The sequence below is a fragment of the Ruegeria sp. YTSA219 genome (assembly GCF_059609985.1).
In genome coordinates this window covers 13,654-39,161 of the sequence record NZ_JBXWMT010000004.1, presented here as the reverse complement: position 1 = coordinate 39,161, position 25,508 = coordinate 13,654, and the positions used below count along the sequence as shown (strand labels likewise).

Annotated in this window: 23 protein-coding genes; 9 read left to right on the top strand and 14 right to left on the bottom strand. The window is 54.0% G+C overall.

The features are described 5' to 3' along the window. Nucleotides 1–17: 17 nt before the first annotated feature. Both AC2FFB_RS07700 and AC2FFB_RS07695 read right to left on the bottom strand, forming a co-directional pair. Entirely contained in the window at nucleotides 18–758 is a 741-nt protein-coding gene (locus AC2FFB_RS07700) for a hypothetical protein (protein WP_282027170.1), read from the bottom strand. After that, entirely contained in the window at nucleotides 755–1,303 is a 549-nt protein-coding gene (locus AC2FFB_RS07695; protein ID WP_282021723.1) for an RNA polymerase sigma factor, read from the bottom strand. The genes AC2FFB_RS07700 and AC2FFB_RS07695 overlap by 4 nt, the downstream gene beginning before the upstream one ends. Before the next feature lie 285 nt (nucleotides 1,304–1,588). Between AC2FFB_RS07695 and AC2FFB_RS07690 the strand changes: the two genes are divergently transcribed. Beyond that, the gene (locus tag AC2FFB_RS07690; RefSeq protein WP_282027169.1) at nucleotides 1,589–1,732 is read left to right on the top strand and encodes a hypothetical protein; all 144 of its coding nucleotides are present in this window, start codon (nucleotides 1,589–1,591) and stop codon (nucleotides 1,730–1,732) included. 151 nt (nucleotides 1,733–1,883) lie between these two features. Here AC2FFB_RS07690 and AC2FFB_RS07685 read toward each other — a convergent pair whose 3' ends face one another. From AC2FFB_RS07685 to AC2FFB_RS07650, 8 genes are all read right to left on the bottom strand, one after another. Further along, on the bottom strand, nucleotides 1,884–3,398 hold the full coding sequence (locus AC2FFB_RS07685) for a M81 family metallopeptidase (RefSeq protein ID WP_496874743.1): 1,515 nt from the start codon (nucleotides 3,396–3,398) through the stop codon (nucleotides 1,884–1,886). Further along, nucleotides 3,395–5,041 carry an amidohydrolase gene (locus tag AC2FFB_RS07680; RefSeq protein ID WP_496874742.1) on the bottom strand — a complete coding sequence of 549 codons (1,647 nt, stop codon included), beginning with the start codon at nucleotides 5,039–5,041 and terminating at the stop codon, nucleotides 3,395–3,397. Before AC2FFB_RS07680 ends, AC2FFB_RS07685 begins: the two co-directional genes overlap by 4 nt. 11 nt (nucleotides 5,042–5,052) lie before the next feature. Continuing rightward, complete coding sequence (locus AC2FFB_RS07675; protein ID WP_142636099.1) at nucleotides 5,053–5,976, bottom strand: oligopeptide/dipeptide ABC transporter ATP-binding protein; 924 nt, start codon at nucleotides 5,974–5,976, stop codon at nucleotides 5,053–5,055. Continuing rightward, nucleotides 5,973–6,953 carry an ABC transporter ATP-binding protein gene (locus tag AC2FFB_RS07670; RefSeq protein ID WP_142636097.1) on the bottom strand — a complete coding sequence of 327 codons (981 nt, stop codon included), beginning with the start codon at nucleotides 6,951–6,953 and terminating at the stop codon, nucleotides 5,973–5,975. The genes AC2FFB_RS07675 and AC2FFB_RS07670 overlap by 4 nt, the downstream gene beginning before the upstream one ends. Beyond that, the gene (locus AC2FFB_RS07665; RefSeq protein WP_271948708.1) at nucleotides 6,950–7,807 is read right to left on the bottom strand and encodes an ABC transporter permease; all 858 of its coding nucleotides are present in this window, start codon (nucleotides 7,805–7,807) and stop codon (nucleotides 6,950–6,952) included. The genes AC2FFB_RS07670 and AC2FFB_RS07665 overlap by 4 nt, the downstream gene beginning before the upstream one ends. Nucleotides 7,808–7,819: 12 nt before the next feature. Then, the gene (locus AC2FFB_RS07660; RefSeq protein ID WP_496693714.1) at nucleotides 7,820–8,758 is read right to left on the bottom strand and encodes an ABC transporter permease; all 939 of its coding nucleotides are present in this window, start codon (nucleotides 8,756–8,758) and stop codon (nucleotides 7,820–7,822) included. Between the two features lie 86 nt (nucleotides 8,759–8,844). Then, nucleotides 8,845–10,410, bottom strand: coding sequence for an ABC transporter substrate-binding protein (locus AC2FFB_RS07655; protein ID WP_496874741.1), 1,566 nt, complete (start codon nucleotides 10,408–10,410; stop codon nucleotides 8,845–8,847). Nucleotides 10,411–10,431: 21 nt separating this feature from the next. Further along, on the bottom strand, nucleotides 10,432–12,408 hold the full coding sequence (locus tag AC2FFB_RS07650; protein WP_496713786.1) for a CocE/NonD family hydrolase: 1,977 nt from the start codon (nucleotides 12,406–12,408) through the stop codon (nucleotides 10,432–10,434). A gap of 128 nt (nucleotides 12,409–12,536) precedes the next feature. On the opposite strand from AC2FFB_RS07650, the gene AC2FFB_RS07645 reads away from it, so the two are divergent. After that, nucleotides 12,537–13,298, top strand: coding sequence for a helix-turn-helix transcriptional regulator (locus tag AC2FFB_RS07645; RefSeq protein ID WP_496689447.1), 762 nt, complete (start codon nucleotides 12,537–12,539; stop codon nucleotides 13,296–13,298). A gap of 370 nt (nucleotides 13,299–13,668) precedes the next feature. On the opposite strand, the gene AC2FFB_RS07640 is transcribed toward AC2FFB_RS07645, so the two are convergent. Both AC2FFB_RS07640 and AC2FFB_RS07635 read right to left on the bottom strand, forming a co-directional pair. Further along, on the bottom strand, nucleotides 13,669–15,495 hold the full coding sequence (locus tag AC2FFB_RS07640) for a BCCT family transporter (protein WP_496874740.1): 1,827 nt from the start codon (nucleotides 15,493–15,495) through the stop codon (nucleotides 13,669–13,671). A gap of 485 nt (nucleotides 15,496–15,980) precedes the next feature. Next, nucleotides 15,981–16,121, bottom strand: a complete 141-nt coding sequence (locus AC2FFB_RS07635; RefSeq protein ID WP_496792305.1) for a hypothetical protein — start codon at nucleotides 16,119–16,121, stop codon at nucleotides 15,981–15,983. A gap of 102 nt (nucleotides 16,122–16,223) precedes the next feature. On the opposite strand from AC2FFB_RS07635, the gene AC2FFB_RS07630 reads away from it, so the two are divergent. The 4 genes from AC2FFB_RS07630 to AC2FFB_RS07615 all read left to right on the top strand — a co-directional run bounded on the left by AC2FFB_RS07630 (nucleotide 16,224) and on the right by AC2FFB_RS07615 (nucleotide 19,732). After that, the gene (locus AC2FFB_RS07630) at nucleotides 16,224–16,982 is read left to right on the top strand and encodes an IclR family transcriptional regulator (protein WP_142636084.1); all 759 of its coding nucleotides are present in this window, start codon (nucleotides 16,224–16,226) and stop codon (nucleotides 16,980–16,982) included. Nucleotides 16,983–17,063: 81 nt separating this feature from the next. Then, the gene (locus AC2FFB_RS07625) at nucleotides 17,064–18,464 is read left to right on the top strand and encodes a selenium-binding protein SBP56-related protein (protein ID WP_142636082.1); all 1,401 of its coding nucleotides are present in this window, start codon (nucleotides 17,064–17,066) and stop codon (nucleotides 18,462–18,464) included. Nucleotides 18,465–18,485: 21 nt separating this feature from the next. After that, nucleotides 18,486–19,136 carry a hypothetical protein gene (locus AC2FFB_RS07620; protein WP_496874739.1) on the top strand — a complete coding sequence of 217 codons (651 nt, stop codon included), beginning with the start codon at nucleotides 18,486–18,488 and terminating at the stop codon, nucleotides 19,134–19,136. Between the two features lie 287 nt (nucleotides 19,137–19,423). Beyond that, nucleotides 19,424–19,732: a DDE-type integrase/transposase/recombinase gene (locus AC2FFB_RS07615; protein ID WP_496787426.1), complete on the top strand. Its 309-nt coding sequence runs from the start codon at nucleotides 19,424–19,426 to the stop codon at nucleotides 19,730–19,732. On the opposite strand, the gene AC2FFB_RS07610 is transcribed toward AC2FFB_RS07615, so the two are convergent. Continuing rightward, nucleotides 19,643–20,530 carry a LysR family transcriptional regulator gene (locus AC2FFB_RS07610; protein ID WP_496874738.1) on the bottom strand — a complete coding sequence of 296 codons (888 nt, stop codon included), beginning with the start codon at nucleotides 20,528–20,530 and terminating at the stop codon, nucleotides 19,643–19,645. The genes AC2FFB_RS07615 and AC2FFB_RS07610 overlap by 90 nt on opposite strands. A 217-nt stretch (nucleotides 20,531–20,747) precedes the next feature. On the opposite strand from AC2FFB_RS07610, the gene AC2FFB_RS07605 reads away from it, so the two are divergent. From AC2FFB_RS07605 to AC2FFB_RS07595, 3 genes are all read left to right on the top strand, one after another. Then, nucleotides 20,748–21,431, top strand: coding sequence for an IS6 family transposase (locus AC2FFB_RS07605; RefSeq protein ID WP_281995032.1), 684 nt, complete (start codon nucleotides 20,748–20,750; stop codon nucleotides 21,429–21,431). A 218-nt stretch (nucleotides 21,432–21,649) separates the two neighbouring features. Then, the gene (locus AC2FFB_RS07600) at nucleotides 21,650–22,447 is read left to right on the top strand and encodes a GNAT family N-acetyltransferase (protein ID WP_496689456.1); all 798 of its coding nucleotides are present in this window, start codon (nucleotides 21,650–21,652) and stop codon (nucleotides 22,445–22,447) included. Between the two features lie 90 nt (nucleotides 22,448–22,537). Then, a complete protein-coding gene (locus AC2FFB_RS07595) occupies nucleotides 22,538–22,687 on the top strand; it encodes a DUF1214 domain-containing protein (protein WP_281972998.1) in 150 nt (49 codons plus the stop codon). Nucleotides 22,688–22,844: 157 nt separating this feature from the next. On the opposite strand, the gene AC2FFB_RS07590 is transcribed toward AC2FFB_RS07595, so the two are convergent. Then, a complete protein-coding gene (locus AC2FFB_RS07590) occupies nucleotides 22,845–25,493 on the bottom strand; it encodes an AsmA family protein (protein WP_496874737.1) in 2,649 nt (882 codons plus the stop codon). Nucleotides 25,494–25,508: the final 15 nt, after the last annotated feature.

The window sequence follows — 25,508 nt, the reverse complement described above, 5'->3', positions numbered from 1 at the left end:
GCGTTTTTGACGCGACCTCAGCTTGCAAAGGTCGCGGTTAGAATATCCAGCTTACTTTCCAGGTCAGTCTGATCGCTGTCACCAATCAACATATAGCCATAACCGTCTTTGGACCAGGTCGCCGTCGCCAACCCGCTGAGCACTGCCTCTTTCAAATCCTTGCTTGGCGCGCCTTCACCCTGACGAATGACACAGAAGGCAAAAGGCTGGCCCTGTTCATTCGCAAAGACCACTTGAACCAACGGTTTGCCCCTGAAGGACAACACCTGCGCACGCTTCAATTCCATCCCCGGCAACGCCTCAAGAGTGTCACGTCTCAAGGACAGACCCAGCTGTGCCTCGGCCTGATCAAACTGAGTTGTCAACGCCTGTTCCGAGCTGTCCATCCCCGCGATCGTGTCCGCCGCATATAGTGATTGATAGATCGCCGCCTGCTCAGCCCACCCCATGGGCTGAGGCCTGGTTACCCAATATGTGGCCGACACAGAAATCACCGCGACAGATGCAGCTACTGCCAACAGGCGCAGAGGACCGCCACTGGTTTTTATCTCGGCATTTGGGTCAGGCAAAACCACCTGGGGCATCTCGGCCGGGACATGTTCAAACACCGCTTGTACCACCGGTGCGAATGGATCAAGCTCCATCAGGCGCGCCTCAAGCTCGGGTTCGGCCGCAACCGCAGCTTCTATCGCCTGAGCCTCGGCTTCATTCGCTTTGCCTTCCAGGTACGCTTTGAGAACTTCATCGGAAAACTTCATTTGCGACTCCGTCGAACGGCATCTGCCGCCTCATGCTGCATCACGACTTTCAGTTTTTGTCGCGCATTGGACAGCCTGCTCATGATCGTTCCTATTGGCACCTCCAGCAATGCTGCGGCCTCGCGGTAGCTATAGCCTTCGACATAGACCAGCATCACCGTTTCTCGCTGTGCTTCTGGCAACTGCATCACTTGGGTAAACACTTCGGCGGCGAATATATTCGTTTCCGAGTCCGGTCCGGATGCAATCAGCTCTGACTCTGGGGTCAACGACAGTGCCTGCGCTTTTCGGACCGAGCGGGCACGCAGCTCATTCAACCAGATTGAACGGCAGATCGTCATCAACCAACTGTCCAACCGCTCAAATGACGTGACCTGGTGGTGGCGTTCAAGCGCACGCAGGCAAGTAGCCTGCAACAGATCATCGGCCACTTCGGAAGCACCCGACAGGGCAAGCCCAAACCGCCAGACGCGCCTCGAATGCGTCTGGATCGCGCCGCGCACGGCCTGCTCGGAACTCAATTCACCGACCATAGTTTGCTTCACGACCTCTATCATTTTCACGAACCAGGTTCGCTGGGTCAGGCCTGACATACCCTGCGCGGGAAAGAAATGGAACTTATGTTGAAAAGGAAAGTACCATGCGGTCTTTGAAATTGCCTGTGATCTGATCGGAAATCCGCAGGCTCTGATCGAAACATCCTCACTAGGAACGGAGTCTACATCCAGACAGCCGGATCAAGGAGATGGGTTTAGGTCGCGAAGATACACGTACATAACAAGTTCGACATGCAGGCTTCGGTCGATTTGATGCTTGCGATCAAGGACACGATGAAACCCCTCGTCGATCAGGGCATGTTCATGGATGAAGTCCTGGCGCAAAATCCGTTATCCGTCTTTGAGAAGTTCGCCTGGTTTCACATTCCAACCGAGCGGATGACGATGATTATCTATTGTCTGCTGGCAGAGAGCTGAAATTCTCTTGGCCGAAATCACCTCCTAGAATTTGGCCGTCGAGAATAAGGGCACAATGCGAGGCAGTTAACTGCCTCGCTCAAAACCCCACACAGCCCGCAAAAGGCGCGCTTCACAGATGATAATGGACCCGCAAGATCAGCGGAATTCGCTAGCCTGTGCCAGTTGAGGCAACGGTAGCGCAGCGAGTGTTAACCAGCCTTCTGGAGATACAAGTGTAGGGGATTTCTTCCAGGTTGCAGAGAAAGGCACCTGGCGAAGAAACGGAACAGATATTTCCTGCAATAGGTTCGAAGTCCGCTCGGAAATGTACGGTGCTTTTTACACAGATAACCGCGTAGTTCTTTGGGTCTAGTCCGATATGAGTAAAATGTGCGCGATCAAGACATTGGTTCCGTATACTTGTGACAACAAGGTCAATACTTGCCTCGTGCCCAACCAAACGTAGGGCAGCTGTCTCGCCCAGCGTAGCTATCCCACCGCCATACATTTTTCCGGTATAGCGACAAAGGCCATCACCCAAAGCCAGAACTTCAAACTCTGCTTTGACTGGAACGTGCCCAGCCAAGTTGGACTTTGCACCGACCGCAAGTTTTACCCGTGCACCTTCTCCTGCCTCATGGGCTTGTTTTGCACTTTCAGGGTCATGGAACAGACCCATTAAGACACTCTTTGTCCCGCCCTCAATCAGTGCTGCCAGCAGGCCAGTAGTATCTGATGTCCCGCCCGCACCAGCGTTGTCCTGGACATCTGCGACAACAATGGGTTTTCCCCGCCTCTCGCGACATATCGAAACCGTTTCCTCTAGAGACAACATTGAACAATCAAGATCGGCTTCGCGAGATACGAACAAATGCACGACTTCTTCCGCGGCAGCAGCAGCTTTCTGGGCTGTGGCCGCGTAGGCAAGACATGATGGGCCTGTGTCTGAGAAGTCCGCAGCGGTGAAGCCAAGGGCGATTTCTGCCAGAATTTCCTGCTTCTCAAATCTTTTCGGCAATTGATAGATCTCGCTGAATGGCTTGGAGCCCGTATGTTGCGCATGCAGAGGGATGAGGTAAGGCACCGGTTGGAAAGCCTTGTAGAGCGTTTCGCCCGCTAGCAACCGCTGCAGGACAAGAACGCATCGTGCGCCCGTTTCCGCCATATCCAAGTGGGGATAGGTTCTAAAAACAGACAAATAGTCTGCATTGTCGACCATCTCAGCCGAGATGTTGGCGTGAAGGTCCAAACTTGCGACCACTGGCACTTCGAAGCCCACAACTTCACGTACACGACGCAGAAGCTCTCCCTCACCGTCAGCGAGGCTTTCGGTGACCATTGCCCCATGGAGATCGAGATAAACGCCATCAATGTCACCCACATCCCGGATGCGATCCAACAACATCTCGCAAATTGTTTCGAATGCGTGATCGGTTACATGTGCAGACGGCTCGGCAGAACACCACAGGGTTGGTGCGACTTCAAATCCTGCTGCCGCTGCAGCCTTCGCAAAACCGGCGATAGGTAGGTTCATGCCAAACGTTTCCGATATCACCTGCTCACCGTGCAACATGCCGGGCCAGGAATCGGCCATCTCAAACTCGTGCAGACCGGCCTGCGTCACACCAAAGCAATTAGTTTCATGCTGAAAACCCGCGATCGCAATACGCTTGGTCGCCATCATGTGTGCTCGATTTCTTGTTCGGCATGGGGTGCAGCAAAAACACTTTGGCCATTGCGGATCGTTTCAAGCACCCGCGTATCTGTCAGGCGGTCCGGATCGTGCAGTGGATTACGCGAAAGGACAACAAAGTCAGCAACTTTACCCGGTTCGACAGAACCGCGCTGCTCGTCCTTGAAGACTTGCCAAGCAGCGTCGATGGTCTGAGCGCGTAAGGCTGACAGAACGCTGATCTTCTGATCTTCACCGAGCACGCGGCCAGAAACGGATTTTCGATTTACCGCACAGTGGGCCAGATGGATCGGACGCGTCGGCGTGACCGAAGCATCATTGTGGATTGTATATCGTAAGCCAAACCGCTCAGCAGACGCCGCAGGGGATATCCGCTCGGAGCGCTGCGGCCCCAAGAATGTATCGTAGTGGCGATCACCCCAAAAATGTATATGAGCCGGAAAGAAACTGACGGTAAGTCCAAGCTGGACCATACGCTCCAACTGATCATCCCGCAGAGCCTGACCGTGGATAATGGTGTGGCGATGATCTTGGCGAGGATGCACAACAAGCGCCTTTTCCACCGCATCTATGAACATCTCGGCACCGGCATCACCATTGCAGTGGCAATGCATTTGCAAGCCCTTGCTATGGAGTTTTCTGACGTCGGCATCTAACTGTTCTTGTGAGGTGTAAACCATCCCACAAGGGTGACAGGGATCGGACGGCTTGAAATACGGGGTAGACAAAAACGCGGTCTGCAACTGAAAAGCCCCGTCCGTGAACAATTTGCGCGGACCCAGTGTGAAATGCGGGTTGCCGGGCCAGTTCGTACCTATCCAATGCTCGGACAATTCGGGTTCCAGACTTCCGACGGGTAAGAGCTCAATGTCTATTCCCGGATCCAGATCCGCGGGCTGGCTGGCAAAGTGTTCCAACATGGTTTGCGACGCCCAGGCGTTTTGGGCATAGGTCACACCATAGGATAGGTATTCGTCACGACAGGCCTCAAAGCCTTGCCAGAACCTTTCGCGGTCGATCAGGAAATCAGTATCGCCCATCTCGCCCATGGCCGATAATCCTTCGATCAATCCCGTCAGGGCTCCGGTCTCAGGATCACGGCCAAAGCGGCCGCCTTCTGGATCAGGTGTTTGACAGGTTAACCCGCGCCTCTGAAGGGCAACAGAATTGGCTACGCCACAGTGCCCCGACGCATGAATAACCCAGATTGGATGACGCTGTGATACATCGTCCAGCTCAGCCCGCGTAGGCATGCGGCCTTCGCGAATGGCAGTATTATCAAACAACACCCCCATGACCCATTCACCCTCGGGCGTCTCGCCAGCCTTTTCCCGAATCCTGTTCAACGCCTGCGCCATGTGCTTGCAGTCCCCTAAAGGGGGCGACGATAAGTCGACACGGAACAGCCGTATGAACCCTGGATCCGGGAAATGCCCGTGCGGGTCGATAAACGCCGGCATCAGTGTACGACCTTGAAGGTTATACTCATGTGAGTCAGCCGGCATGCGTGCGCGCAGATCTGCTTCAGCACCGACGGCCTGAATTCTTTTGCCCTCGGTCAGAACAGCCTCGGGAGAGGAGTTCTGTGCATCCATAGTCAGGATTGTGCCGTTAAAATATAGTGTGCTTGGCATTGGGTTTCCTACTACGACAGCGGGGCCAGACAACGCAGCCCGTGGCCGCCATTTACTTCCCATTCCGGAGTCTGGGTGCAGATATCCTTGGCAAAGGGACAACGCTCGCGGAACTCACAACCGGACGGGCGTTTGAGCAAACTGGGGGGCTCACCTTTAAGAGCGATCCGTTCCAACCGCGCATCCGGGTCCGGCTCTGGGTTGGCACTCAGCAGGCAGCGGGTATAGGGATGGCGCGGCTCGTTAAAGATGGCCTCGGTTGTACCTTCTTCAACCAATCGGCCCAAATACATGATGCCCATTCTGTCAGCCACATGGCGTACGACGCTAAGGTTATGCGTGATAATCACCATCGCAAGCCCCAGCCTTTCGCGCAGGTCGTTGAGCAGGTTCAGCAGCTCGCCCTGAACCGACACATCGAGACCTGCAGTGGGCTCATCCGCAAGGATCAATTTGGGTTCCAGTGCCAGTGCACGTGCCACACCCACACGCCGAGCTTGGCCACCAGATAGCTGATAAGGATAGCGGTCCGCGAAATGCGTGGGCAAGTTGACCATTTCCAACAGGCGCTTGGCTTCGGCGTCCATGTCACGGTCCTTCATGCCCTGAATGCGGTAAGGCTCGGTAATCAGACTGCGGATGGTCAGACGCGGCGACAGGCTTCCAACCGGGTCTTGAAACATCATCGCCATGTCTTTGCGCAACGGGCGCATAACACTTTCGGGTGCACCCCGAATTTCCTGACCTTCGAAGGTGACCGAGCCATCTTGCGCAGGTGCTAGCCCGGCAATGGCGCGAATGACCGTGGTTTTACCAGACCCACTTTCACCAACCAGCGCGTAAGTCTCTCCGGGTTCTACGGTAAAGCTGACACCCGCCAGTACATTGACCGGGCCATAGCTGGTATTGAGGTCCACAACGTTCAGCAAGCTCATGATGCGACCTCCTGATGGTTCAGCCAGCACGCAGCGTGATGGCCTTCTTTCAACTGATCCAGTGGCGGCACTTCGGTGGCGCAGCGCGCCATGGCCTGATCACAACGATCCCTGAAAATGCAGCCCCCCGGCAGGTTGGCCAAGTCGGGCACTTCACCGGGAATGGTTGGCAATACACGGGCTCGCTCTTTGATGTGACCGGGGTCGCATTCGATCAGTCGGCGTGTGTAAGGGTGTTTAGGATTGTGAAAAATCTCCCGCACGTCCCCGCTTTCAACAACTGCGCCAGCATACATCACAACAACCCGGTCGCAGAGTTCTGCGATCACGCCCAAATGGTGCGAGATGAACAGGATGGCACAGTGAAACTCGCGCTGCAGCTCTTGCAGGCGCTCAATGATCTGCACCTCCAGTGTCGCATCCAGTGCAGTTGTCGGCTCATCCGCAATCAAAAGATCAGGTTCGGACATCAACGCCATCGCGATGGCGATCCGTTGACGCATCCCGCCAGAGAATTCATGCGGATATTGCGCCAGACGCGCCTCAGGGTCAGGAATGCCAACAGCGCCCAACATTTTGGCCGCGTGCGCCAACTTGTCAGCCTTGGACTGTCTGGATCGGTGCTGAATATCCAGCATCTGCTGACCGATAGTCAGAACCGGGTTGTGCGTTTGCATCGGATCCTGAAAGACGATGGATATATCCGCCCCGCGCAGGTCCCGCATGTGCCGATCAGAAGCTTGCAGCAAATCCTTCCCCTTGAACCTAATTTCTCCTTCACGGAACCGGGTATTGGGCGCGGTCAAACGCAGAATGGATGAGATCAATGTGGATTTACCACAACCGGACTCTCCCACGATGCCAACGATTTCGCCTTTGTTGACGTTGAATGTGATGTCCCTCAATGCCCTGAGGTCGCCACGGCCTGTTTCGTAATCGACGCAAAGCTGGTCGATTTCCAGAAGTGTCTCGGTCATCGCTGTTTCCTCAGTTTCGGGTCAACTACATCGCGCAGGCTTTCACCCAGAAACGTGAAGCCAAGCGTTGCCAGAATGATCGGCAGACCTCCGCCAACAACCAACCAAGGAGTTTGGCGGATCAGGGAATAGCCATCCTTAAGCAAAGCACCCCAGCTCGGGGTCGGAGGCTTAACGCCCAGACCCAGGAAGGACAGGCCGGCCTCAAGCGCGATGACTGTAGGGATATCCATTGCCGCCAACACAGCCAGAACGCCAATGATGTTGGGCAGCATATGCACACCCAGAATGCGCGCCATGCTGGCCCCCATCGACCGTTCGGCCAAGATGAATTCGGAATTGCGCAATGTCAGCGTTTGGGTCCGCGCGACACGCCCATAGGTTGGGATCGAGGTCGCCATGACGACAAACACGACCGTCTGCAGACTGGGCCCGATCAGGGCCACAACAGCCAGCGCGAACATCACTGTCGGAAAGGAACGGATGGTATCGAAGAAAAGCATTAGAAGATTATCGAGCCATTTCGGCCCATACCCTGCAATCATGCCCAGTGTCAGGCCAATCGCCATTGCTCCGAACACGGCGGGCAATGCCACCTTGAGCGCAACTTGGCCCCCCGCGATGACCCGCGAAAACGTATCGCGCCCTAACTGATCTGTGCCCAGCAGGTGTGCCATAGACGGTCCCTGCAAGCGGGATTTGATATCCATCGCAATCGGATCATAGGGTACGATCCAATACGCAAAGATTGCGCAGAAAACGATGACACCGACGATGATTAAGCCCATGAGACCAAGCGGGTCGCGCGCAACGCCGACTATGATCTGGCCCATTTCGGAACGAGATTTTTCCATGTGCCTGCCTCCTCAATGAGCCGTGCGCGCGCGTGGATCAAGCAGCGCATTGATCAGATCGGCCAATGCGGTCGACACCACGAACAAAGCTGTTGATACTAGGACAGAGCCCATCACAATCGGGTAGTTTCGGGTCGTAATGCTGTCGATGACCAGTTTGCCCAAACCAGGTCGGGCAAAGACGATTTCAGCGAAAACCGCCGAGCTGAGAAGAAAACCCATCCCAACACCGATCACGGTAACCACGGGCAAAATGGCGATCCGCAGCGCGTACACCATGACCACGCGACGTTCGGCGATACCAAAGGCTCGGGCCGTGCGGACATGGCTTTCACCCATAACCTCCAGCATCGACGCGCGTACCAACCGGGCAATATAGCCAACCCAACTGAGCCCGATGGCAAAGGCGGGCAGGACCAGATGGTCAAGACGGTCAAAGAAGCCTTCCCCGGCACCGATCGCGGGAAACCACTGTAGATGCACTGCAAAAACCAAAAGAGCCAAGAGCGCGACAACAAAGGCCGGAGCGGCCACAAAACTAACAGATATCGCGGCGGCAACCCGGTCGATCAACGTATTGGGATGCGCAGCCGCATAGGCGCCGAGTGCGATGCCCAGCGTAGCTGACCACAGGATCGACGCGAAAATCAGTTCCAATGTGAATGGTAGTTGCTGGAACACGATGTCAGTCACGGAACGACCCGAAAAGACATCGGTTCCCAAGTCTCCCTGCAAGAGGTTTCCGTAAAAAATCAAAAGCTGTTTCCAGATTGGCTGGTCCAACCCCAACGCTACTGTGAGTTGGGCCTGAAGCTCGGGCGTGGCGCGTGGGCCGAGCATGATTTGGACCGGGTCGCCTGGCACGGCGCGGATCATCAGGAACATGACGGTGACCGCCACGAACAGGATAAGCAGCGACAGCCCGAACCGACGGGTTGCGAATTTCAGCATGGCCAACTGGCTCCTTTTGGCTTGATGGCGTTGGTGTTGGTACGGCGAGCGTTATGCACCCGCCGCACCTAGTCGACCTGGGGAGATCAGGTCGCCTTGCCAAAATAGCGAAGCAGGGACAGGCCATCTGGCCGCAGCGCTGGAATGACGCGTGCGCTGTGAATAACCGGTGTCGCCTCGTGAGTGATAAAGCGATAAGCACCGCTTTCTTCCATCAGATCCTGCGCACGCTGATACATTTCAGCTCGCTTTGCGATGTCCGTTTCAGCAGCCGCAGATTCATGGATTTCGTTAAATTCCGGGCTGTTAAACCGTTCCCAGTTCCATTTCCCGATCTGTTCTGGTGTGAACCACGACGTCGCATAATACGGATCAGGCGTCATCGAGAAACGGTTCAGAACAAGCTGTAGGTTCTCATTGTCACCAGACGCCCAGAATGCCCCTGATTCCAGAACGTTAACCTCAACCGTGATTCCGATCTGTGCCAGCGTCGCCTGAATAATCTGTGCAGTTGTTGTAAAGGTCGTCTTGTTCAACGTATCGAGGGTTAGCGTGACATTGGTTTCACCGGATTCCGCGAGCAACTGCGCGGCTTTCTCGAAGTTCGCCTCAGGTGGTACAAGCGAAGATGGCCGATGGCCAGCAAGGCCCGGTGCGATGATGCCGGTAGCCGGTTCAGCAGCACCAAAATATGCGGCCTCCAGAATGCTGGGTACGTCCACCGCGTGCTGAATCGCCTGCCGCAGTTTTTGATTTTGCAGCTTTGGATGCTCAACGTTCATGCCCATCCAGACATAGTAGAGCGAGGGCTTCTCAACCAACGATCCACCATTGGGAACACCAGCGCGATAACGCTCGACCGAGCCCAGCGACACGCGGGTTACATCCAGTTCACCTGCCTCAAAAGCGATCTCGGCGGTGTTTTCATCATCGATCGGATAGATCTCGACGGTGTCCCAAGTGGGCGCGTCCCCTTTCCAGTCGGGGTTGCGCTTAAGAACAGTCTTTTCCTTGGGCGACCAGCTGTCGCGTAGGTAAGGACCGGATTCGGCAACCGGATCAGCACCGATCCGGCCACCGGCGGCTTCGACCGCTGCCTTCGAGACGATGTTGCCAGTAATATAAGGCAAGGCAATCGACCAGATCGGGGCAAACGGGCTGTTCAGAACGATTGTCCCTTCTCGGTCTCCTGTCACTTCAACATGGCTGAATGGCCCTAGGTCGGGCTTATTCGGACTGTCGGTCGTGTCGTCCACGATCCGTTCCATGCTGAATTTGACGTCTTCAGCAGTCATCGCGCCAAATCCGTTGGTGAATCCAATATCGTCACGCAATGCGAACTTGATATGGGTCGGGTCAACCTGCTCGATCATAGTTGCCGCATCCATCTGCCAGCCCCATTCCTCGCCCGGCTTGTACTGGATCAGCTTGTTGTAGATGGAGGCATGCACTTCTTCTTCAACGACACCAACGGAATGTGCTGGATCCATGTTCTGTGCATCACCATAAGCCCGCACCCGCAGAACACCGTCATCTGCTGCAAACGCGCGGTTCGCCCACCCCATCGGAAGCGCTGTAGCGGCCCCAAGCGCTGTTGCGCCTTTCAGAAACCTCCGGCGACCAACATTGGCCTTTGTCCATTCGATCTTCATAGTATCCTCCCTTAGATTAAGTCAGAGAAGTCCGCGTGGAACGGTTTCGGACCATTCCCTTGTTAGGACTTCGATTTCATTTGCGCCTTCAGTGGCGCGTAGTTTGCTGTAGAGATAGAAATTCTCGGTGTCACAGGTCATGCGGCACTCGGTCGTGATGGCGACCTGCCATTCTTCGCGCTCGAACGAAAAACTCCAAGCGGTCTCGAAATACGCGGTTGTCGGATCATCGGGGTGAATGCGGTAAAGCATGCGTACGTCGCTACCAACAATCAGATCGTGGTAGGGATCGCGCGTTTTACCATAGTCATCAAACGTCTCCAGAACCACGCAACCGCTTTCCGTCACCGTGCGTTCTGATTGCGCTGAAGGTAAACGCAACTGCTCAGCTGCCAGAACCGGATACGCCTGCGCCGGGCCGGGTTCAGAGGCTTGAATTTCATGCGCAACTTCGCGCACCGGCAGATGAAGAGCACAATCCAGCAAGTGTAAAGTTACCGTGGCCGATTGAGGTGCTGGCCAGACAATCGGCCAATAAGACGTCGACAACGCCAGTCGCAAAACGTGGCCCTCGCGCAAATGGTGCGCACATTCGTTCAGCGTGATTTCAGCCTCGTAGAGCTCACCTGGTTGCAGGACCTGCGGCGTCTCATGACTGTGGTAGTGACACAGGTTCAACGGACGATAGCTGATCCGCTGTGACACACCTTCGGGTGAAACATCACACAGCCGCGCGACAAGCTGGGCAACAGGCTGATCCACTGAAAACTGAAACTTTAGCTTTGCCCGACCCAGCAGCTCGAGCGGTGCTTGCAGCTGCGAGCTGTCAAAACAGACCGATAAGGCATCATCACCGGCCTGATCCCCTGCAAGTTCATTGTCGATACGCATGCCCGCGCAAAAATACCCGCTGTCTTCACCAACATAGCAAGGCGATGCGACAGCGACCGCACCAACCACCGGGTCCCGCGAAAACCCTCCAGGAACCAGATGCCAGACCCGTTCTGAGACATGAGGTGACGGCCATGCCGTCTCTGCAATCCAACGACCTTTCCGAGGACCGTTTTGCGCAGTCGGATTGAAGTGTTCCTGCATGTAAGTCCGATAGGCAGGCAAATCCTCGGCGCCGTTTTGTTGTCCCTTCAGCCAGCGGTCAAACCATCCAACGACTTCGGAATGAAAATCTGCGGGATCAAGCTTTGAGATGTGCGGATAGCGGTGTTCCCACGGCCCAATGATAGCTTTGGTTGGCGCCGTCAGGTTGGCTGCCAAAGCCGGAGGCGAATTGACGTAAGCATCTGCCCAGCCTGTAATCGCCAAGACAGGGGTTTGGATCGCGGTCCAATCCTCGCAAACTGAGCCGTGCTTCCAATATGGGTCGCGCGTCTGATGTCGCAGCCAATCTGCAGAAGAGAATGGGACGTTTTGCAGTCGGGCAAGCCAGTCCTGTCGCCAATCTGCTCGAAGCTCTGGATCTGCTGGGCGCGTCAGATAGGCAAACATCTGACTGCCCCAATTCATGTTGTCACTCAGCAGGCACCCACCCATGAAATGGATGTCATCGGCATATCGATCCACAGTCGAAGCGACACTGACGATGGCTTTCAGTGCAGGTGGTTGCCTGAAGGCCAGCTGCAGACCATTAAACCCGCCCCAAGATATCCCAATCATCCCGACATTGCCGTCACACCAATCCTGCGCGGCAATCCAGGCTATGACTTGCTCACCATCATGCAGTTCCTGTTCCGAGTATTCGTCGTCGAATTGCCCTTCGCTGTCCCCGGTGCCAGCTATGTCGACCCGAATACAGGCATAGCCCGCCTTTGCAAAAACCGTGTGTGTTGTTTCGTCTCTGGGCGCGGTGCCGTCACGTTTGCGATATGGCAGATATTCCAGAATGGCCGGTGTGGGGCCTGTCTCGGGCAACCAGAGGCGCGCCGCAAGCCGTCGCCCATCGGCGAGTGTGATCCATGTGTTTTCGATTGTTTCGATTGGCATCTGAAGCTTGTCTGTTACGATCTGATGCTGAAGAAGAAACCGATTTGCAGATAAATCAAATTGTGCAATCTTATGCGAGTTGACGCAGCTTGCAGTGATATAGCGTCTAAACGCGAAAGGTTTTTCTTGTGCCCGAGTATTTTTCTGCCAACTTACGATCGTTGTGCGCAGAGCATGGAAACATTTCGCAGATTTGCCGCGAAATCGGCGTCAATAGACAGCAATTCAATCGCTATTTGAATGGCTCCAGCCTGCCCTCTGCCCATAACATGCGCCGCATTGCACGTCATTTCGACCTGACCGAAGCACAGCTTTTCGAGGAAACTGCAAGCTTCGAACGAATGCTAAGAGGCGTCCTGCCACAAGTTGGGAAAACGCCCACAGATGCGTTTTTGGAACCCTTCCGGGGGCAACAGAAGAACCTGAGGCGCTACATAGGTTTTTATCATTCCTATTTCTGCACGCCATCTTGGGAAGGAAAAATCTTCTGTTCATTGATCCGCATTCAGGAAGTTGAAGGGCTAATCACGATCCGGTCCCGTGAAATTGCCACGTCTCCAGACAAGAGCATGCATCAGATTTCGCGCTACGCTGGCTTTGTAACTATGCGCGGGAACAGGATATTCGTGACCGAACACGAGCTCGCGCGCGAAGGCAGCGTTTCCAATACAATCTTGTACTCGGCGCATCGCCAGCAACTGAAGTATTTGCGAGGGATGACCATGGGCGTTGCTTGGCGCCCATACCCCCATCCATACGCAGCCAAAACAATCTGGAAACGTCTGCACGAACGCGTAACTGCGCGCGAGGCGATCGCAGCTTGTGGCATTTACCCAATTCAAAGTAATAGGATTGATCCAACTGTCAGAAAGCACCTGACCGAGGTCTGAATCGCCGGATTCACATAAGCGGCAGCACCGTTCTTTAGGTGCCGACTCCAATTCCGATAGCAATTTTTCGTCCAAACTGTACGAGATCAATTCGTACCAGTTCTTCGAGACAGCACTGACAATGCCGCAAGTCTAGCTCGTGCAACGGGTAATGTTCGTCTCTGATTGCAGCGAAGAGGCGGATTATGGCCCAGGCATCACCACCGATCTGGCATACCGTGTGCGCGCAGTAGCATTTGTGCTGCTTCTGCAAATATGCTGCCTGTCTGACGTCTGGCACGAAACACTGGTCAGAACTTAACCCACCGCTGCACGAAAACGCCGCCCCCGATCAAAGGGGCGGCGCAAGGTTCGTAACGCTATAGGTTGATTACTCGGCAGCCTGTGTGCTTGCGTCAGCATGCTTGTCACGCTGTCCGTCGCGGTAAAGCGCTTTGGTCAGCGAGACCATCATCAGGGCCATCACCATGGTAAATGGCAATGCACCGATGATCATCGCGTTGCGCAACGCATCCATCGGGTTGTTTTCCCCTGCAGCAAGGATCAGCGCGCCGATCACAGCCGTCAGGATCACCCCCCAGATGATGCGGTGCTTGATGCCGGTCTCCTGGCTGCCGCCGGACATGATGGTGTTCATCACCAGAATGCCCGAGTCAGCTGAGGTCACCAGGAAGGTCATGATCAGGATCACGCACATGACGTTCAGCATGGACAGCAGCCCTCCGTCGATCATGTAGGACAGAGTCACGAACAGCTTGTTGGTGTTCGAGGCACCAATGATCGCGCCTTCTGCGGCACCGGCCAGTTCCAGATCAATCGCGGTGCCACCCAGTACTGTCATCCAGGCGAAGCACACCAGTGCCGGTGCGAAGACACAGCCCAGAATGAACTCACGCACGGAGCGACCTTTGGAGATACGCGCCAGGAACAGGCCCACAAACGGCGAGAACGCAATCCACCAGGCCCAGTAGAACGTGGTCCAGCCAGACTGCCAGCCGAATTGACGGCCCTGCTCGCCCGCTGCATAAGCTGCGGCCAAAGTTGCTTCGTCCAACTCCGCAGCTGCGCCTTCCAGACCGCTCTTGAAGCCGTCAAAGCTGCCCCAGGCATTGGTAGCGCCACCCATCAGGGCGTCCGCATGCGCCTGCGCTTCGGCCGGAAGAGCCGCCGCAAAGGCTTCGGTCGACAACGGACCATATGCACCAAAGCTCAGCGAAAGGAAGTGCAGAAGGTAGTCAACCAGGGCCGTACCATATGTGGTCATGGCAAAGACGAAGGACCCGAAGATCACGAACGTGCCCAACAGGATGATCGACAGGACAAGGTTCAGGTTCGAGAGGTATTTAACACCGCGTCCCACACCCGAAACCGCCGAAATAATCGACAGACCCATGATGACGACCAGACCTGCAATCAGTCCAACCTTGCTTGGCGTGGGAACATCTCCGCCCAGATCCATGATCCACTCCATGCCGGTGATGGCATAAAGACCGTCAATGAACTGGCTGACACCAAACCCGATCGTCACAGAAACGCCCAGGATCGTTGCCACAACACCCAGAACGTCAACAACGTGTCCGAGAAAACCGTTCATCAGACGTCCGAACAGCGGTGTAAGAGCCGCACGAATGGTCAGAGGCATATTACGGGTATAGGCGTAATAGGCCAGTGACAGGCCGGTCACCACGTAGATCGCCCAGGCGTGGAAGCCATAGTGCAGGAAGGTATACCGATAGGCCGACTGAACGGATTCGGGATCGTTGCCAGCAACTGCACCGGACACGACATCGGGGTTTGATCCCCACAGGCCCAGCGGTTCAGCGGTCGCAAAGACCATCAGGCCGACACCCAGACCGGCACCAAACATCATCGAGAACCACGAGAAGTTCGAGAACTCGGGCTTTTCGCCAGGTGTTCCCATCACCCGCTTCCCTGTCGACGGCAGGATCGCCACAATCACCAGGAAGATGGCAAACAGGCCGACGATGACAATGTAGAAGCTGTTGAAGATTTCCAGCAGCTTGCCATTCCAGCTACCGAGGGTGCTGTTGGCATTGGCCGGGAAGACAAGCGCCCACAGTACAAGGGCAACCATGATGCCCTTGCTGATCAGCGCAATCGGTACGCTGTAATTCTCATAGAAACCGGCATCCGCCGTTTCTATCTCTAGATCCGTAAATGGTTCAGGTAATGACATAAGGTTCCTCCCAGTTGTCACTTTTTCATTATTTTTCCGCACAGGTTAGTTGGCTTTTTACCATGAACCCGACGGGCCTTTGGTTCGAACACACATGCCGATTTTCTCATGCAGCGTGGCGGTTAGCGCTACGTCTCCGGTAGCGGCACATTCAAGGATTACCGACGGTTCACATCTGGCAGCCGAGCATTGCTCGCCGACTGAAACGACGCGATCAGGTTCAGAAGTGGTCACGTCTGGCTCCAAATTCGGCAATTCCGATTCAGAGCAGAATGCAGCTAGAGGGCGATATCAGTCAAACTCAATTAGCTTTAATTAACTTCAGTAAAGATGAAGTCGGTAACTTTCCTTGCCAGAATTCAACAACCGCACGGATCTACTTAGGTGCATGCATAGGGTCGACACTAATGATCTGAACCGCGCCAACAGGTCGTAACCTTTGTATAGCGTTGGGCCTATCCCGCCCTATCCGACGCGAAACCGGTTCAGTCAATTTCGGCCTCGGCCGGGTTGGTAATAGCTACAGTCCCCGTCGCATAGATCTCTATCAGGGCTTCGCCAGCCTGTGATCCATCTAGCTCCACCTCAATGATCTCAAGGAATTTTTCGGTCTCAATCGCAGCCACCGCCATTGTCCGCAAATAGATTTCCCAAAGATTATACTTGCGTTTGGACGAAAGATTCCCATCATTCGATACACAGTCTCGTTTTGTGAGAATTTCATTAACATGCACCTAGAACGTCTGATCCAGATACTTGAAATCATCGCAGTCGCCGGACGCCCTGTTTCGGTGGCAGAGGTTCAACGTGCAACCGATCTGCCCAAGCCCACATGTTACCGGCTCATTCAGTCACTTGTTGAACAAAATCTCCTCGACGAACCCTCTGATGACGGAAAATACATCATTGGCGAGCGGATGATCAGGATTGCCTTGCTTGGAAAGTCCGATGCCGATGTCCGACGCTGTGCAGCCCCCCTCATGCGCCTCGCAGCGACAAATTTTAATGAAACGGTTTTTCTTGCGCGCTTTCGCGACAACAAAGTTGAAATCATCCACGTAGAAACACCCGATGATCCCGCTCGTGCCTTCATTCATCCGGGCTTGGGCGTACGTCCCATGCATGCCTGCTCGTGCTCGAAAGCCATTGCCGCCTTTGCGGAACCGGAATTTCGCGAAAGCATCATGTCAGGGAGCCTGAAGGCGTATACTGAACACACCAAGACGTCCGAAGATGAGCTACGCCGCGAATTCGAGATAATTAGCGAACGCGGCTTTGCCGATTGTGATCAGGAAATCGACATCGGAATTGCCAGCGTTGCGGCACCGGTATCGATCGGCAACATCGGAGCTACGTTCAGTATTGGTGCGGTTGGCCCCATTCGCCGGTTCCGCACCGAATACCGCATCGAGATCGGCGAGAAACTGAAAGGCTTGTCCAAGAAGGTCAGTGGCGCAATCCAGCTGTGCAACGTAACGGATACATAAGGAAACGAATAACTAAGGGCCCTTTTGGCCAAAAGGATGACACTGAGAATAGGAAAAATTCAACAAACCGGAGGAAACCAAATGAACCTGAGACCAGATCCAACGTTTCACGCCTCGCCTAAGCTTGCAATGCAGGCACCGGTGGAAAACTACGCCTTCACTGTAATGCTCAGCCCGGACGGATCGCAATCTGATGGCATCGCGGTCATTGACCTCAAACCGGACTCCGACACCTATGGCCAGATCGTACATCAGGTCATTGTTCCCAACAAAGGCGACGAATTTCACCATTTCGGCTGGAACGCCTGTTCGTCATCTCTGTCTCCTCTGACCGGGCACGCCTTTCTGGAACGACGTTATCTGATCGTACCTGGAATCCGATCCTCACGTATTTACGTCATCGACGTGAAAGACCCGTTGAAGGCCAAGATCCACAAGACGATCGAACCCGAAGAACTATTTGCAAAAACCGGTTATTCGCGCCCGCACACCATCCATTGCGGTCCCGAAGGGATCTATGTTTCCTGCCTTGGAGGTGGCGGCGAAGACGGTACAGACGGACCTCCGGGCATCTTCATCATGGATTGCGAGACGTTCGAAATAATCGGGCAATACGAGATGGATCGCGGCAAGCAGGACAAGCACTATGATTTCTGGTGGAATCTGCCGCAGGACTACATGGTTAGTTCCGAATGGGGTTTGCCGCCGCAGTTTGAAAACGGTGTGGTGCCCGAGGACCTGTTGTCGAACAAGTATGGCCATTCGATCCACTTCTGGGACTTGCGCGCGCGCAAGAATATCCAGACGATGGATTTCGGCGACAATTACCAGATGGCACTGGAAATTCGCCCTGCGCATGACCCGACAAAATCTTATGGTTTCTGTGGTGTCGTGGTGGACACCACCAACCTGCAAGGCGCAATTTTCACATGGTGGCGCGGTGACGACGGCAAATGGCAGTCCAAGAAAACGATCACCATCGACCCGCGCCCCGAAAAGCCCGAGAACCTGCCGCCACTGTTGCAAGGGTTCGAGGCCGTGCCGCCGCTGGTCACCGATATCGACCTGAGCCTAGACGACAAATACCTCTATGTTGCGTGCTGGGGGCTGGGCGAGATGCATCAATACGATGTCAGCGACCCGATGAACCCGAAGCTGACCGGAAAAGTCGAGCTGGGCGGCATCGCCCGCGGCACCAAGCACTCCAACGGCAAGGATTTTGCCTATGGCCCGCAAATGGTAGAAATCAGCCGCGACGGCAAGCGCGTCTACTGGACCAACTCGCTTTATTCCACCTGGGACAACCAATTCTATCCCGACGACGAAGGCGGACAAATGGTGATGGCCGATGTGGGCGAAAACGGGGGGCTGACTCTGAACAATGACTTTTATGTCGACTTCCCCAAAGGTCTGCGCAGCCACCAAATTCGCCTAGAAGGCGGTGACTGTTCGACCGACAGCTTCTGCTATCCGTCCGTCTAAGAAATGGGCGACATAACAACAATGACAGCCCTTTGGTGGGCTGTCATTTTTTCTGGACTCTACCACGGTATCAACCCCGGCATGGGTTGGCCGTTGGCCGTTACGGCGGCGTTGATGGAGCGAAAGCACAGCGCCCTGCCAAAAGCGCTGGCAATGTTGGCCACGGGGCATTTCCTCGCGATGATTGGCATCTTGTTGCCATTCTCACTGATGATGTTCCTTGTTCAGTGGGAAGTTCAAATCCGCGTGGTCGCCGGGCTTTTGGTTATCGCCATGGGCCTCTATCTGCTGATCAACCGAAGACATCCGAGAATTCTGGCGCGCGTGCACCCTGCCCGGTTGGCGCTCTGGTCATTCCTCGCTGCGATGGCGCATGGGGCTGGTTTGATGCTGGTGCCGATTTTTCTGGGCATCTGTGCGATTGGAGCGAACGAAACCGGTCATGCCGCAGCACAAACACTTATGAGCAGCAACGTGACGACTGCGTTTCTTGTTGCAGCAGTACACACGTTGTCGATGACAATTGCTGGCGGCACCATCGCAGTTGTGATCTACCTTTGGCTGGGGCTCAGGTTCCTCTCAAAGACATGGTTCAATCTTGATGTCGTTTGGGCACTCAGCCTCATCGCCGTCGGAGCATTCGGACTCTATGCAGCACTTTTTGGCCATTGAAATCGGTCACCCGACCAAATGGCACCTGTTCACGAGCTGGCAGAAACCCGCAATCCCGGCAGTTAATCTTTCAACGCATCTTAGTGGCACCTGAAGCACCGCGTTGCCGATTTAGTCAAGTGGAATTTCTCCTGCAGGCTCTGCCGCAAACTTTTCAACTTGATTGCCTGGAATAACCCCGACCGGCATGATGCGTGAGTCAATCAGCAGATTGGGTGGTGAAATTCTCGCCCCAGGTCAAGATTGAGACGCATAAACGTAAGCGCCCTGGTGCAGTTTCATGGCGCATGGACGAAACCTATCTCAAAGTGCGCGGCCATTGGATGTATAGGTATCGGGCGGTTGATCGCGACGGCGAAACCCTTGATTTTATGCCGTCTGAAAGTCGCGATACCGCGGCGGCCAAGCAATTCTTCGCGGAGGCATTGGCCAACAAAGGCATTCCGTTGCAGATCGTGGTCGACAAAACCGTCCCTCTCGCTGCAAAATCTGTTTTCATCCCAAGATCAAGCATCTTCTTTAAACTGCTTACGCAACCAGTCCACAAAGATCTCGACCTCTGGTCGTACAGCTTTTTTGGAAACAGGTTGCATTAGGAAATGTGCATCCGGATGTGGCAGCGGTTTGCCGGCAAATCGAACGCCCGAGGCGAGCCCATTTTCGGTATTGACCAGTCGCGAGAACACTAGGGCATAGCCACCGCCACTCGCGACAAGTTGCAGCGCCGAAATGGTTGTGTCTACCAGGTATTGCGGGGCGTCTTGCGGCTTGGTGCAGTCATATGCGCTCAAGTATCGTTCCCAATGGCCTTCATGGCCCAATATGTGAACAAATGGACCAGACAGCAGATCCTGCACTTGCTTTGCACTGTTCTTCCGGCCTTTGGCGCATATCGGGACGATCGTTTCATCAGAGAGCTTATCGGAGAGTGCGTCGGTCCAGTTGCCACGACCCAAGCGTAGCTCTACGTCGATCTCTTCTAAATTGGTGGTCTCTGTCCAGATATTTGTCACAAGGCGAAGATTTATCGTCGGGTGGTCTTTCTTGAACGACGGAAGACGGGGCGCAAGCCAAAGTGAAGCGGTCGATATCGGCGCCTTGATCGTAACTGTCTTCGTCGCCATCGACCCGAAAAGGTTTGCCGAGGCCATATCGATATCAGCAAGCGCCTGCCGGACAGTTGAGCAATAAGCCTGACCAATCTCTGTGAGAGACAGATGTCTTGCGCGCCTCACAAATAACTTGTGCTGCAACTGCTGTTCCAATGATCGGATGTGCAGGCTGACGGCAGCCTGCGTCAGCCCCAATTCGACGCTTGCACTGGTAAAATTCAAATGTCGGGCCGCGGCTTCAAAGCTACGCAGCCAGGTTAGACTTATCTGGTTGGACGGCATTTACCACCAAGAAAAATTTGCGTTAGCTCGGTTTATTTATCATTTTTCTTTTATCAGCAAGTTCTCAAATAGGGTCTGGTTTTGTTCTTTCACTCGACCAGGAGATAAGGGCATGACTGAAAAACAGGATGTGTCGCAAACTCTGGGGTCTAGTTGACGAGCATGCATGATCTGAGGTTTTTACTGGTCGAATAATTTTCGAACAGGTTATTTGAGCATGATCTCGTTAAAGGGCTGTCATTTCCCCAAGGATGCAGTTTTGTACGCTGTTTTCTTCTATCTGCGGTACACGGTGTCCTATCGTGACTTGGAAGAGATCATGGCTGAGCGCGGTGTCCGAGTTGACCATGCCACTTTGAATAGGTGGGTGGTGAAATACTCGCCTATCGTCGCAGCTCGTGCGCTGTCAAAGAAGCGTCCAACGCCGAGTTCATGGCGCATGGACGAAACCTATATTCGTGTTCGCGGCAACTGGATGTACCTCTATCGGGCCATCGACAAAGCTGGGAATACTCTTGATTTCATGTTGTCTGAGCGCAGGAACCGTCCAGCAGCAGCAAGGTTCTTTGCCAAAGCGCTGTCTTCAAATGGAATCCCGAGCAAGATCGTCATCGACAAAAGCGGCGCCAACGCGGCTGGCATTCGAGTGGTGAACAAAATCCTTAATCGGTTTGGCTGCCCAGCCAAAATCCAAACGGTCAGGTCCAAGTATTTGAATAACCTAATCGAACAGGATCATCGGTTTATCAAGTGTCGTGTACGGCATATGTGTGGGTTCAAATCGTTCAGATCCGCATCAGCTACTTTGGACGGCATCGAGGTCGCCAAAATGATCCGGAAGCGGCAATTCCCCAGCACTACCACGTCGGGCTTTCGGCTGTTTGCCGAGATCGCAGAATAGGTGTGTCCGGTAGTTGACTGCCTATGGTCGTTGCAAAAGTTTGCGACACATCCAGTTCACAATGAGGAACGAACGGCGGCCCTGCGGACATAGCTGCAATTCGCCCTTTCCCAAAATCCTCTTTGTGTCGCAGTCTTGCGCGTGACGTCCGCTTGACGACACGACCCCTATCAAACGATCATCTCAGAACTGTCATGTGGTACTTCAAGGGAGATCTCATGGAAGTATTCGGAAGTGAAGCACAGCGACGCATGTCAACCATGGGCGAGCATCTTATGCAGCTGTTGGGTGATGACCCTCGGTTTTGTAGCCATGGGCGTGGTATACAGATTGCCAACGAGTATAGCGGGGCGTTGGATGATGCCGTCGCAATGGCCCGAATTCTTGGCATCACGGCGATAGAAAGCATACCGCGTGAGGAGGTGGCGACGGCGCGAGAACGAATTGAAAGCGAGGGTTTAAAAACCGACACGATTGCTTGCTATCTTGGCGGTCTGAACTGTGTCGAAGCCGCTCGCCAAGTGGTCGCAACTCATGCTTTGCCCGAGGATTTAACCATACGAGTGATTGATCGCAGCTCTCCACCAGAATGGCTTGAAGCTTTCGCGGAAGTCGCGTTGAGCCATGGTGTTCTACCGCCAATAGGGCCGGTGATGCGCGGATTGTCTCGTCCCGGGTTTGCTATGGTCGTCGTTGATCGATCAGGTGCTCCAGTCGCAACTGCGGGTTCAGTTCTGTGTCATCCCTCCAGCAGTCGGCTGCATAGTCGCGCACAATGGGGGCAACTCTCGACCAAACCTGAACGCATGGGCGAGGGCATTGCAAAAGTCTTGGGGGCGATAGCACTAATACACTCGCATGAAAAGCTTGGCGCCACAGGGTTCAAGACAGGCATCGCTCCGGGTAACATTCCCTCTGCACGGCTTTGCGAAAGACTTGGCTTGGAGGACAGTGGAAACGACATAGTCGCGATCATTGACCCTCACGTATACTCAGAAGATCGGTTAACCAAGTGACCCATCCGGCTGTCTGTGGTCGCATTGTGTAAGCAATATTACCAAGAGCCTGAGTTGGTCTCTTGAAAAAGCTGTCTGAAGTGAGCACATATGGGACCAAAAGCCCCAGAAGGTTGGGAGAACAACTGGGCGCAAACCATGCCAGGGCAAAGCTTCAACGTGATGATGCGCCTCTACGGACCGCTCGAGCCTTGGTTCGACAAAACCTGGCGTCCTGGTGATCTGAAATTGGTAGAATAAAGCGACGGCCACGACTATCGGGCGACGCTACTTGTTGGCGTCGCCTGGCATTTTCTTTGGTGTCCACTTTGGTCTCAAAGCGGAAATCCATTTTCGGGAGCACTGCCATCTTTCTTTAATTCTAGATTTATTCCTGAACCAACTGCCTCCACTACTACTACTGCAGTTGCAAAATATCCGGGACGCAGAGTTTTCTTTTGGCAGGCATTTTGTCTGCACCATCTGATCGTTTCAGTCGCTTCGGGCCGTCCTTGACCTTGATTTTCGGCTTAGCTAGCGGGCCTTTTAGAGTCACTGGCCAGGGGCTTTTCGAAAGAGGTTCGCCAATCTTGCGGGGCTGTAGATCTAAATCCAAGACCTTGCCAGCCACATCGACCCCGCCAAAAACGACAACTTGGACATGATCCGTTTCCAAGGTGGTTTGTTTCGTCGAAATACTTCCATTGGAGATACTAATCGGCGCGCGCAAGCACACGATCGGAGCAACCTTTTGTTTTTCTTTGGTAAACACCCAAGGTAGCACACCCAGCCCCGCCAAATCCAAAAGCTGGGTCTCGATCGAGCCATCACGTAATGAAACTGTGGCGTTGCCGTTCATGCTGTTGACAAAGTGCTTGGGTGAATCGGTTCCTCCTGACACCGAAAAATCTGCATAAATCGTACCGCTTGCACCTTTTTTGAAGTTCAGTCCGTGAAGAATGTCATCCAGCTGCCAGCCGCCTGCCTTGCCGGTCAACGTGAGCAGGTGCGCGTCGTTCGATAGATCCATTTGCCCGCTGACGTCGAAATGAGCGCCTCCGTATTCAAATTTCAAAGGCCCAGCTTTAAGCTCATTTTTGTTAAGCGTCAGTTCGCTCTGCAATCTGCTAATGCCTTTGGCACCCTCTATGTGCCGAAGGTCAATGTCGACATCCATATCCATACCGGACAAGAGAACTGAACGCCCAATTGGTTTAAGCGTCACATCTCTCAAAGGGCCAGCGTCATCTGCTTCTTGATTGGCGTCTTCCTCGTCGGGCTCCGAACCGCCTAGCTTCCGCAACTGTGCAGCGGCCTGAATGATCGTTCGAATATGATCTATCTTTATCAGGTCACTCTCTATGGAACCCTTCAGCACAGGATCACTTGTTGCATCATCAAGATCGGCGACAATTTCCAGGACAGATTCAGAAATCTCGACATTGGCACTCGCGTTCCAATCGGAGCCTTCGCTAGCGAGGTCAATCTCAAGGCGAGCCTGTCCGGTTTCCACGCGTTCAAGCGATAGTGCCTCCAAAAGGTCTGCACCTGATGGGACTTCAACATCGATTGCCAAATCCAGGTCCTCAAATTTGAGTACATTCTTGACAGTGCCATGTACTTCGAGGTTCCAGACTTCTGTTTCACTTGTCTTTCCATCTAAATTCGTCAGCGATAGCTGATTGATGTCGCCATTCAAATGAAAGTCGCCGGAAAATCTGCCGAGTTGGTCGTCCGGTCCTAACAGTTCTGGTGAGATCAAACTGCTTGCCGGAATATCCATTAGACCTTCTGCAGATATTCCTTGTAACTGCAGCGCGTCATCGACCGAACCGTCCAAAATGATAAACGGATCAGCCGGGTCCCCAATTCTCAAGTTGATGCTTCCGACCCTTAAGCTGCCTTCTGGTGTTCTGGAAAGTTCGGAGAACTTGATCGGAGGCGGGCCCTCGCCAGACGTGTCCAATGTGAATCCGTTGGTCTTAATGACCATTTGCCGCTGCGGAATCTGCCCGGGGACGCTGTCGATAACCATGTCGACCGCGATAAGTTTAAGATCATACCGCGATGCGGCGGGGGCTGGTTCAGCATCTTCAGGATACAACCGAATGCGGGTTGTCAACGATACGTCTTCCGGATTTCCCAATTCTCCGATTTGTCCTGTCAGCGAGAGGCTTTGCCCGCCATCCAACTCCGTCAAAACACTTAGATCATCAATCCGAGCAACGCCGTCGACCGATTTGAATGTTGCACCAATACTTCCTGAACCTTCCAGGACACGGTCAAGCTTCAGGATATCGAGAAGCTGGCCAAGTTCTACAACCTCTAGGGTCGTCTTCACTTGCAGCCCGTCTTCTATGGGGGATTCCTCTGCGGTAATCGAAATCTGTTCGAAGTTCACCGCTACCTGAAACGGGTCTTCCGCAGGGAATGTCGCGTACAGATCAAACCTCTCTCCGTTTAGCGAACCGGCCCCAACTGCGGTCGCAACGTCGGTTTCCGTATCGCGTTTTAGAAGCAGCTCAGAAAGCTGCAGATCCAGCTCAAGCCCGTTTAGATCGTTTTGGTAAAAAACGGTGATATCGGTCAGGTCAATTTTATGGTCCGTTAGAACTCCAGCCAACGGCATTTTCGGAGACTTAGCAGCTTGCCCGGCTTCTACATCTGATTGGGAAAGGGACTGCCAGTTTCCGACGCCGTCTTTGCCTGTGATCAGGTTCAGGTGAACGCCCGAGAGAAAAAGGTTGCTCAGCGATAGATTACTGTTCCAGAGGTCGCGCGTGGAAATTTCGAACTCAAGTTCGTCGATTGCTGCCAGATTCTCGTTCGCTCTCCGCGAACCGGGTAGTACCAGCCCCGCCGCTGACACCTGCAAGTGCCGGCCAAGGCCCAGACGCACTTCATCCTCTATGATGACGTCCTGACCAAGTTTCTTGGAGATCAGGTTTTCAACGAAGGTGGTCCTTACAGAAGAAAACAACGTAGAAGACAGGAAAAGCCAAGCTGCTAACACAGCCACAAACGCGACAGCGCAACAAACCAATACACCTTTTGCAACGTATCGCACGCTTTTCTCCTAATG

Bases quoted from the DNA above. Each gene is read 5' to 3' on its own strand.
- AC2FFB_RS07700 (WP_282027170.1), bottom strand. From the start codon at position 758: ATGAAGTTTTCCGATGAAGTTCTCAAAGCGTACCTGGAAGGCAAAGCG.
- AC2FFB_RS07600 (WP_496689456.1), top strand. From the start codon at position 21,650: ATGGAAGTATTCGGAAGTGAAGCACAGCGACGCATGTCAACCATGGGC.
- AC2FFB_RS07605 (WP_281995032.1), top strand. From the start codon at position 20,748: ATGATCTCGTTAAAGGGCTGTCATTTCCCCAAGGATGCAGTTTTGTAC.
- AC2FFB_RS07625 (WP_142636082.1), top strand. From the start codon at position 17,064: ATGAACCTGAGACCAGATCCAACGTTTCACGCCTCGCCTAAGCTTGCA.
- AC2FFB_RS07630 (WP_142636084.1), top strand. From the start codon at position 16,224: ATGCACCTAGAACGTCTGATCCAGATACTTGAAATCATCGCAGTCGCC.
- AC2FFB_RS07680 (WP_496874742.1), bottom strand. From the start codon at position 5,041: ATGCCAAGCACACTATATTTTAACGGCACAATCCTGACTATGGATGCA.
- AC2FFB_RS07685 (WP_496874743.1), bottom strand. From the start codon at position 3,398: ATGATGGCGACCAAGCGTATTGCGATCGCGGGTTTTCAGCATGAAACT.
- AC2FFB_RS07660 (WP_496693714.1), bottom strand. From the start codon at position 8,758: ATGCTGAAATTCGCAACCCGTCGGTTCGGGCTGTCGCTGCTTATCCTG.
- AC2FFB_RS07690 (WP_282027169.1), top strand. From the start codon at position 1,589: ATGAAACCCCTCGTCGATCAGGGCATGTTCATGGATGAAGTCCTGGCG.
- AC2FFB_RS07675 (WP_142636099.1), bottom strand. From the start codon at position 5,976: ATGAGCTTGCTGAACGTTGTGGACCTCAATACCAGCTATGGCCCGGTC.
- AC2FFB_RS07650 (WP_496713786.1), bottom strand. From the start codon at position 12,408: ATGCCAATCGAAACAATCGAAAACACATGGATCACACTCGCCGATGGG.
- AC2FFB_RS07640 (WP_496874740.1), bottom strand. From the start codon at position 15,495: ATGTCATTACCTGAACCATTTACGGATCTAGAGATAGAAACGGCGGAT.
- AC2FFB_RS07620 (WP_496874739.1), top strand. From the start codon at position 18,486: ATGACAGCCCTTTGGTGGGCTGTCATTTTTTCTGGACTCTACCACGGT.
- AC2FFB_RS07610 (WP_496874738.1), bottom strand. From the start codon at position 20,530: ATGCCGTCCAACCAGATAAGTCTAACCTGGCTGCGTAGCTTTGAAGCC.
- AC2FFB_RS07655 (WP_496874741.1), bottom strand. From the start codon at position 10,410: ATGAAGATCGAATGGACAAAGGCCAATGTTGGTCGCCGGAGGTTTCTG.
- AC2FFB_RS07615 (WP_496787426.1), top strand. From the start codon at position 19,424: ATGGACGAAACCTATCTCAAAGTGCGCGGCCATTGGATGTATAGGTAT.
- AC2FFB_RS07665 (WP_271948708.1), bottom strand. From the start codon at position 7,807: ATGGAAAAATCTCGTTCCGAAATGGGCCAGATCATAGTCGGCGTTGCG.
- AC2FFB_RS07670 (WP_142636097.1), bottom strand. From the start codon at position 6,953: ATGACCGAGACACTTCTGGAAATCGACCAGCTTTGCGTCGATTACGAA.
- AC2FFB_RS07595 (WP_281972998.1), top strand. From the start codon at position 22,538: ATGGGACCAAAAGCCCCAGAAGGTTGGGAGAACAACTGGGCGCAAACC.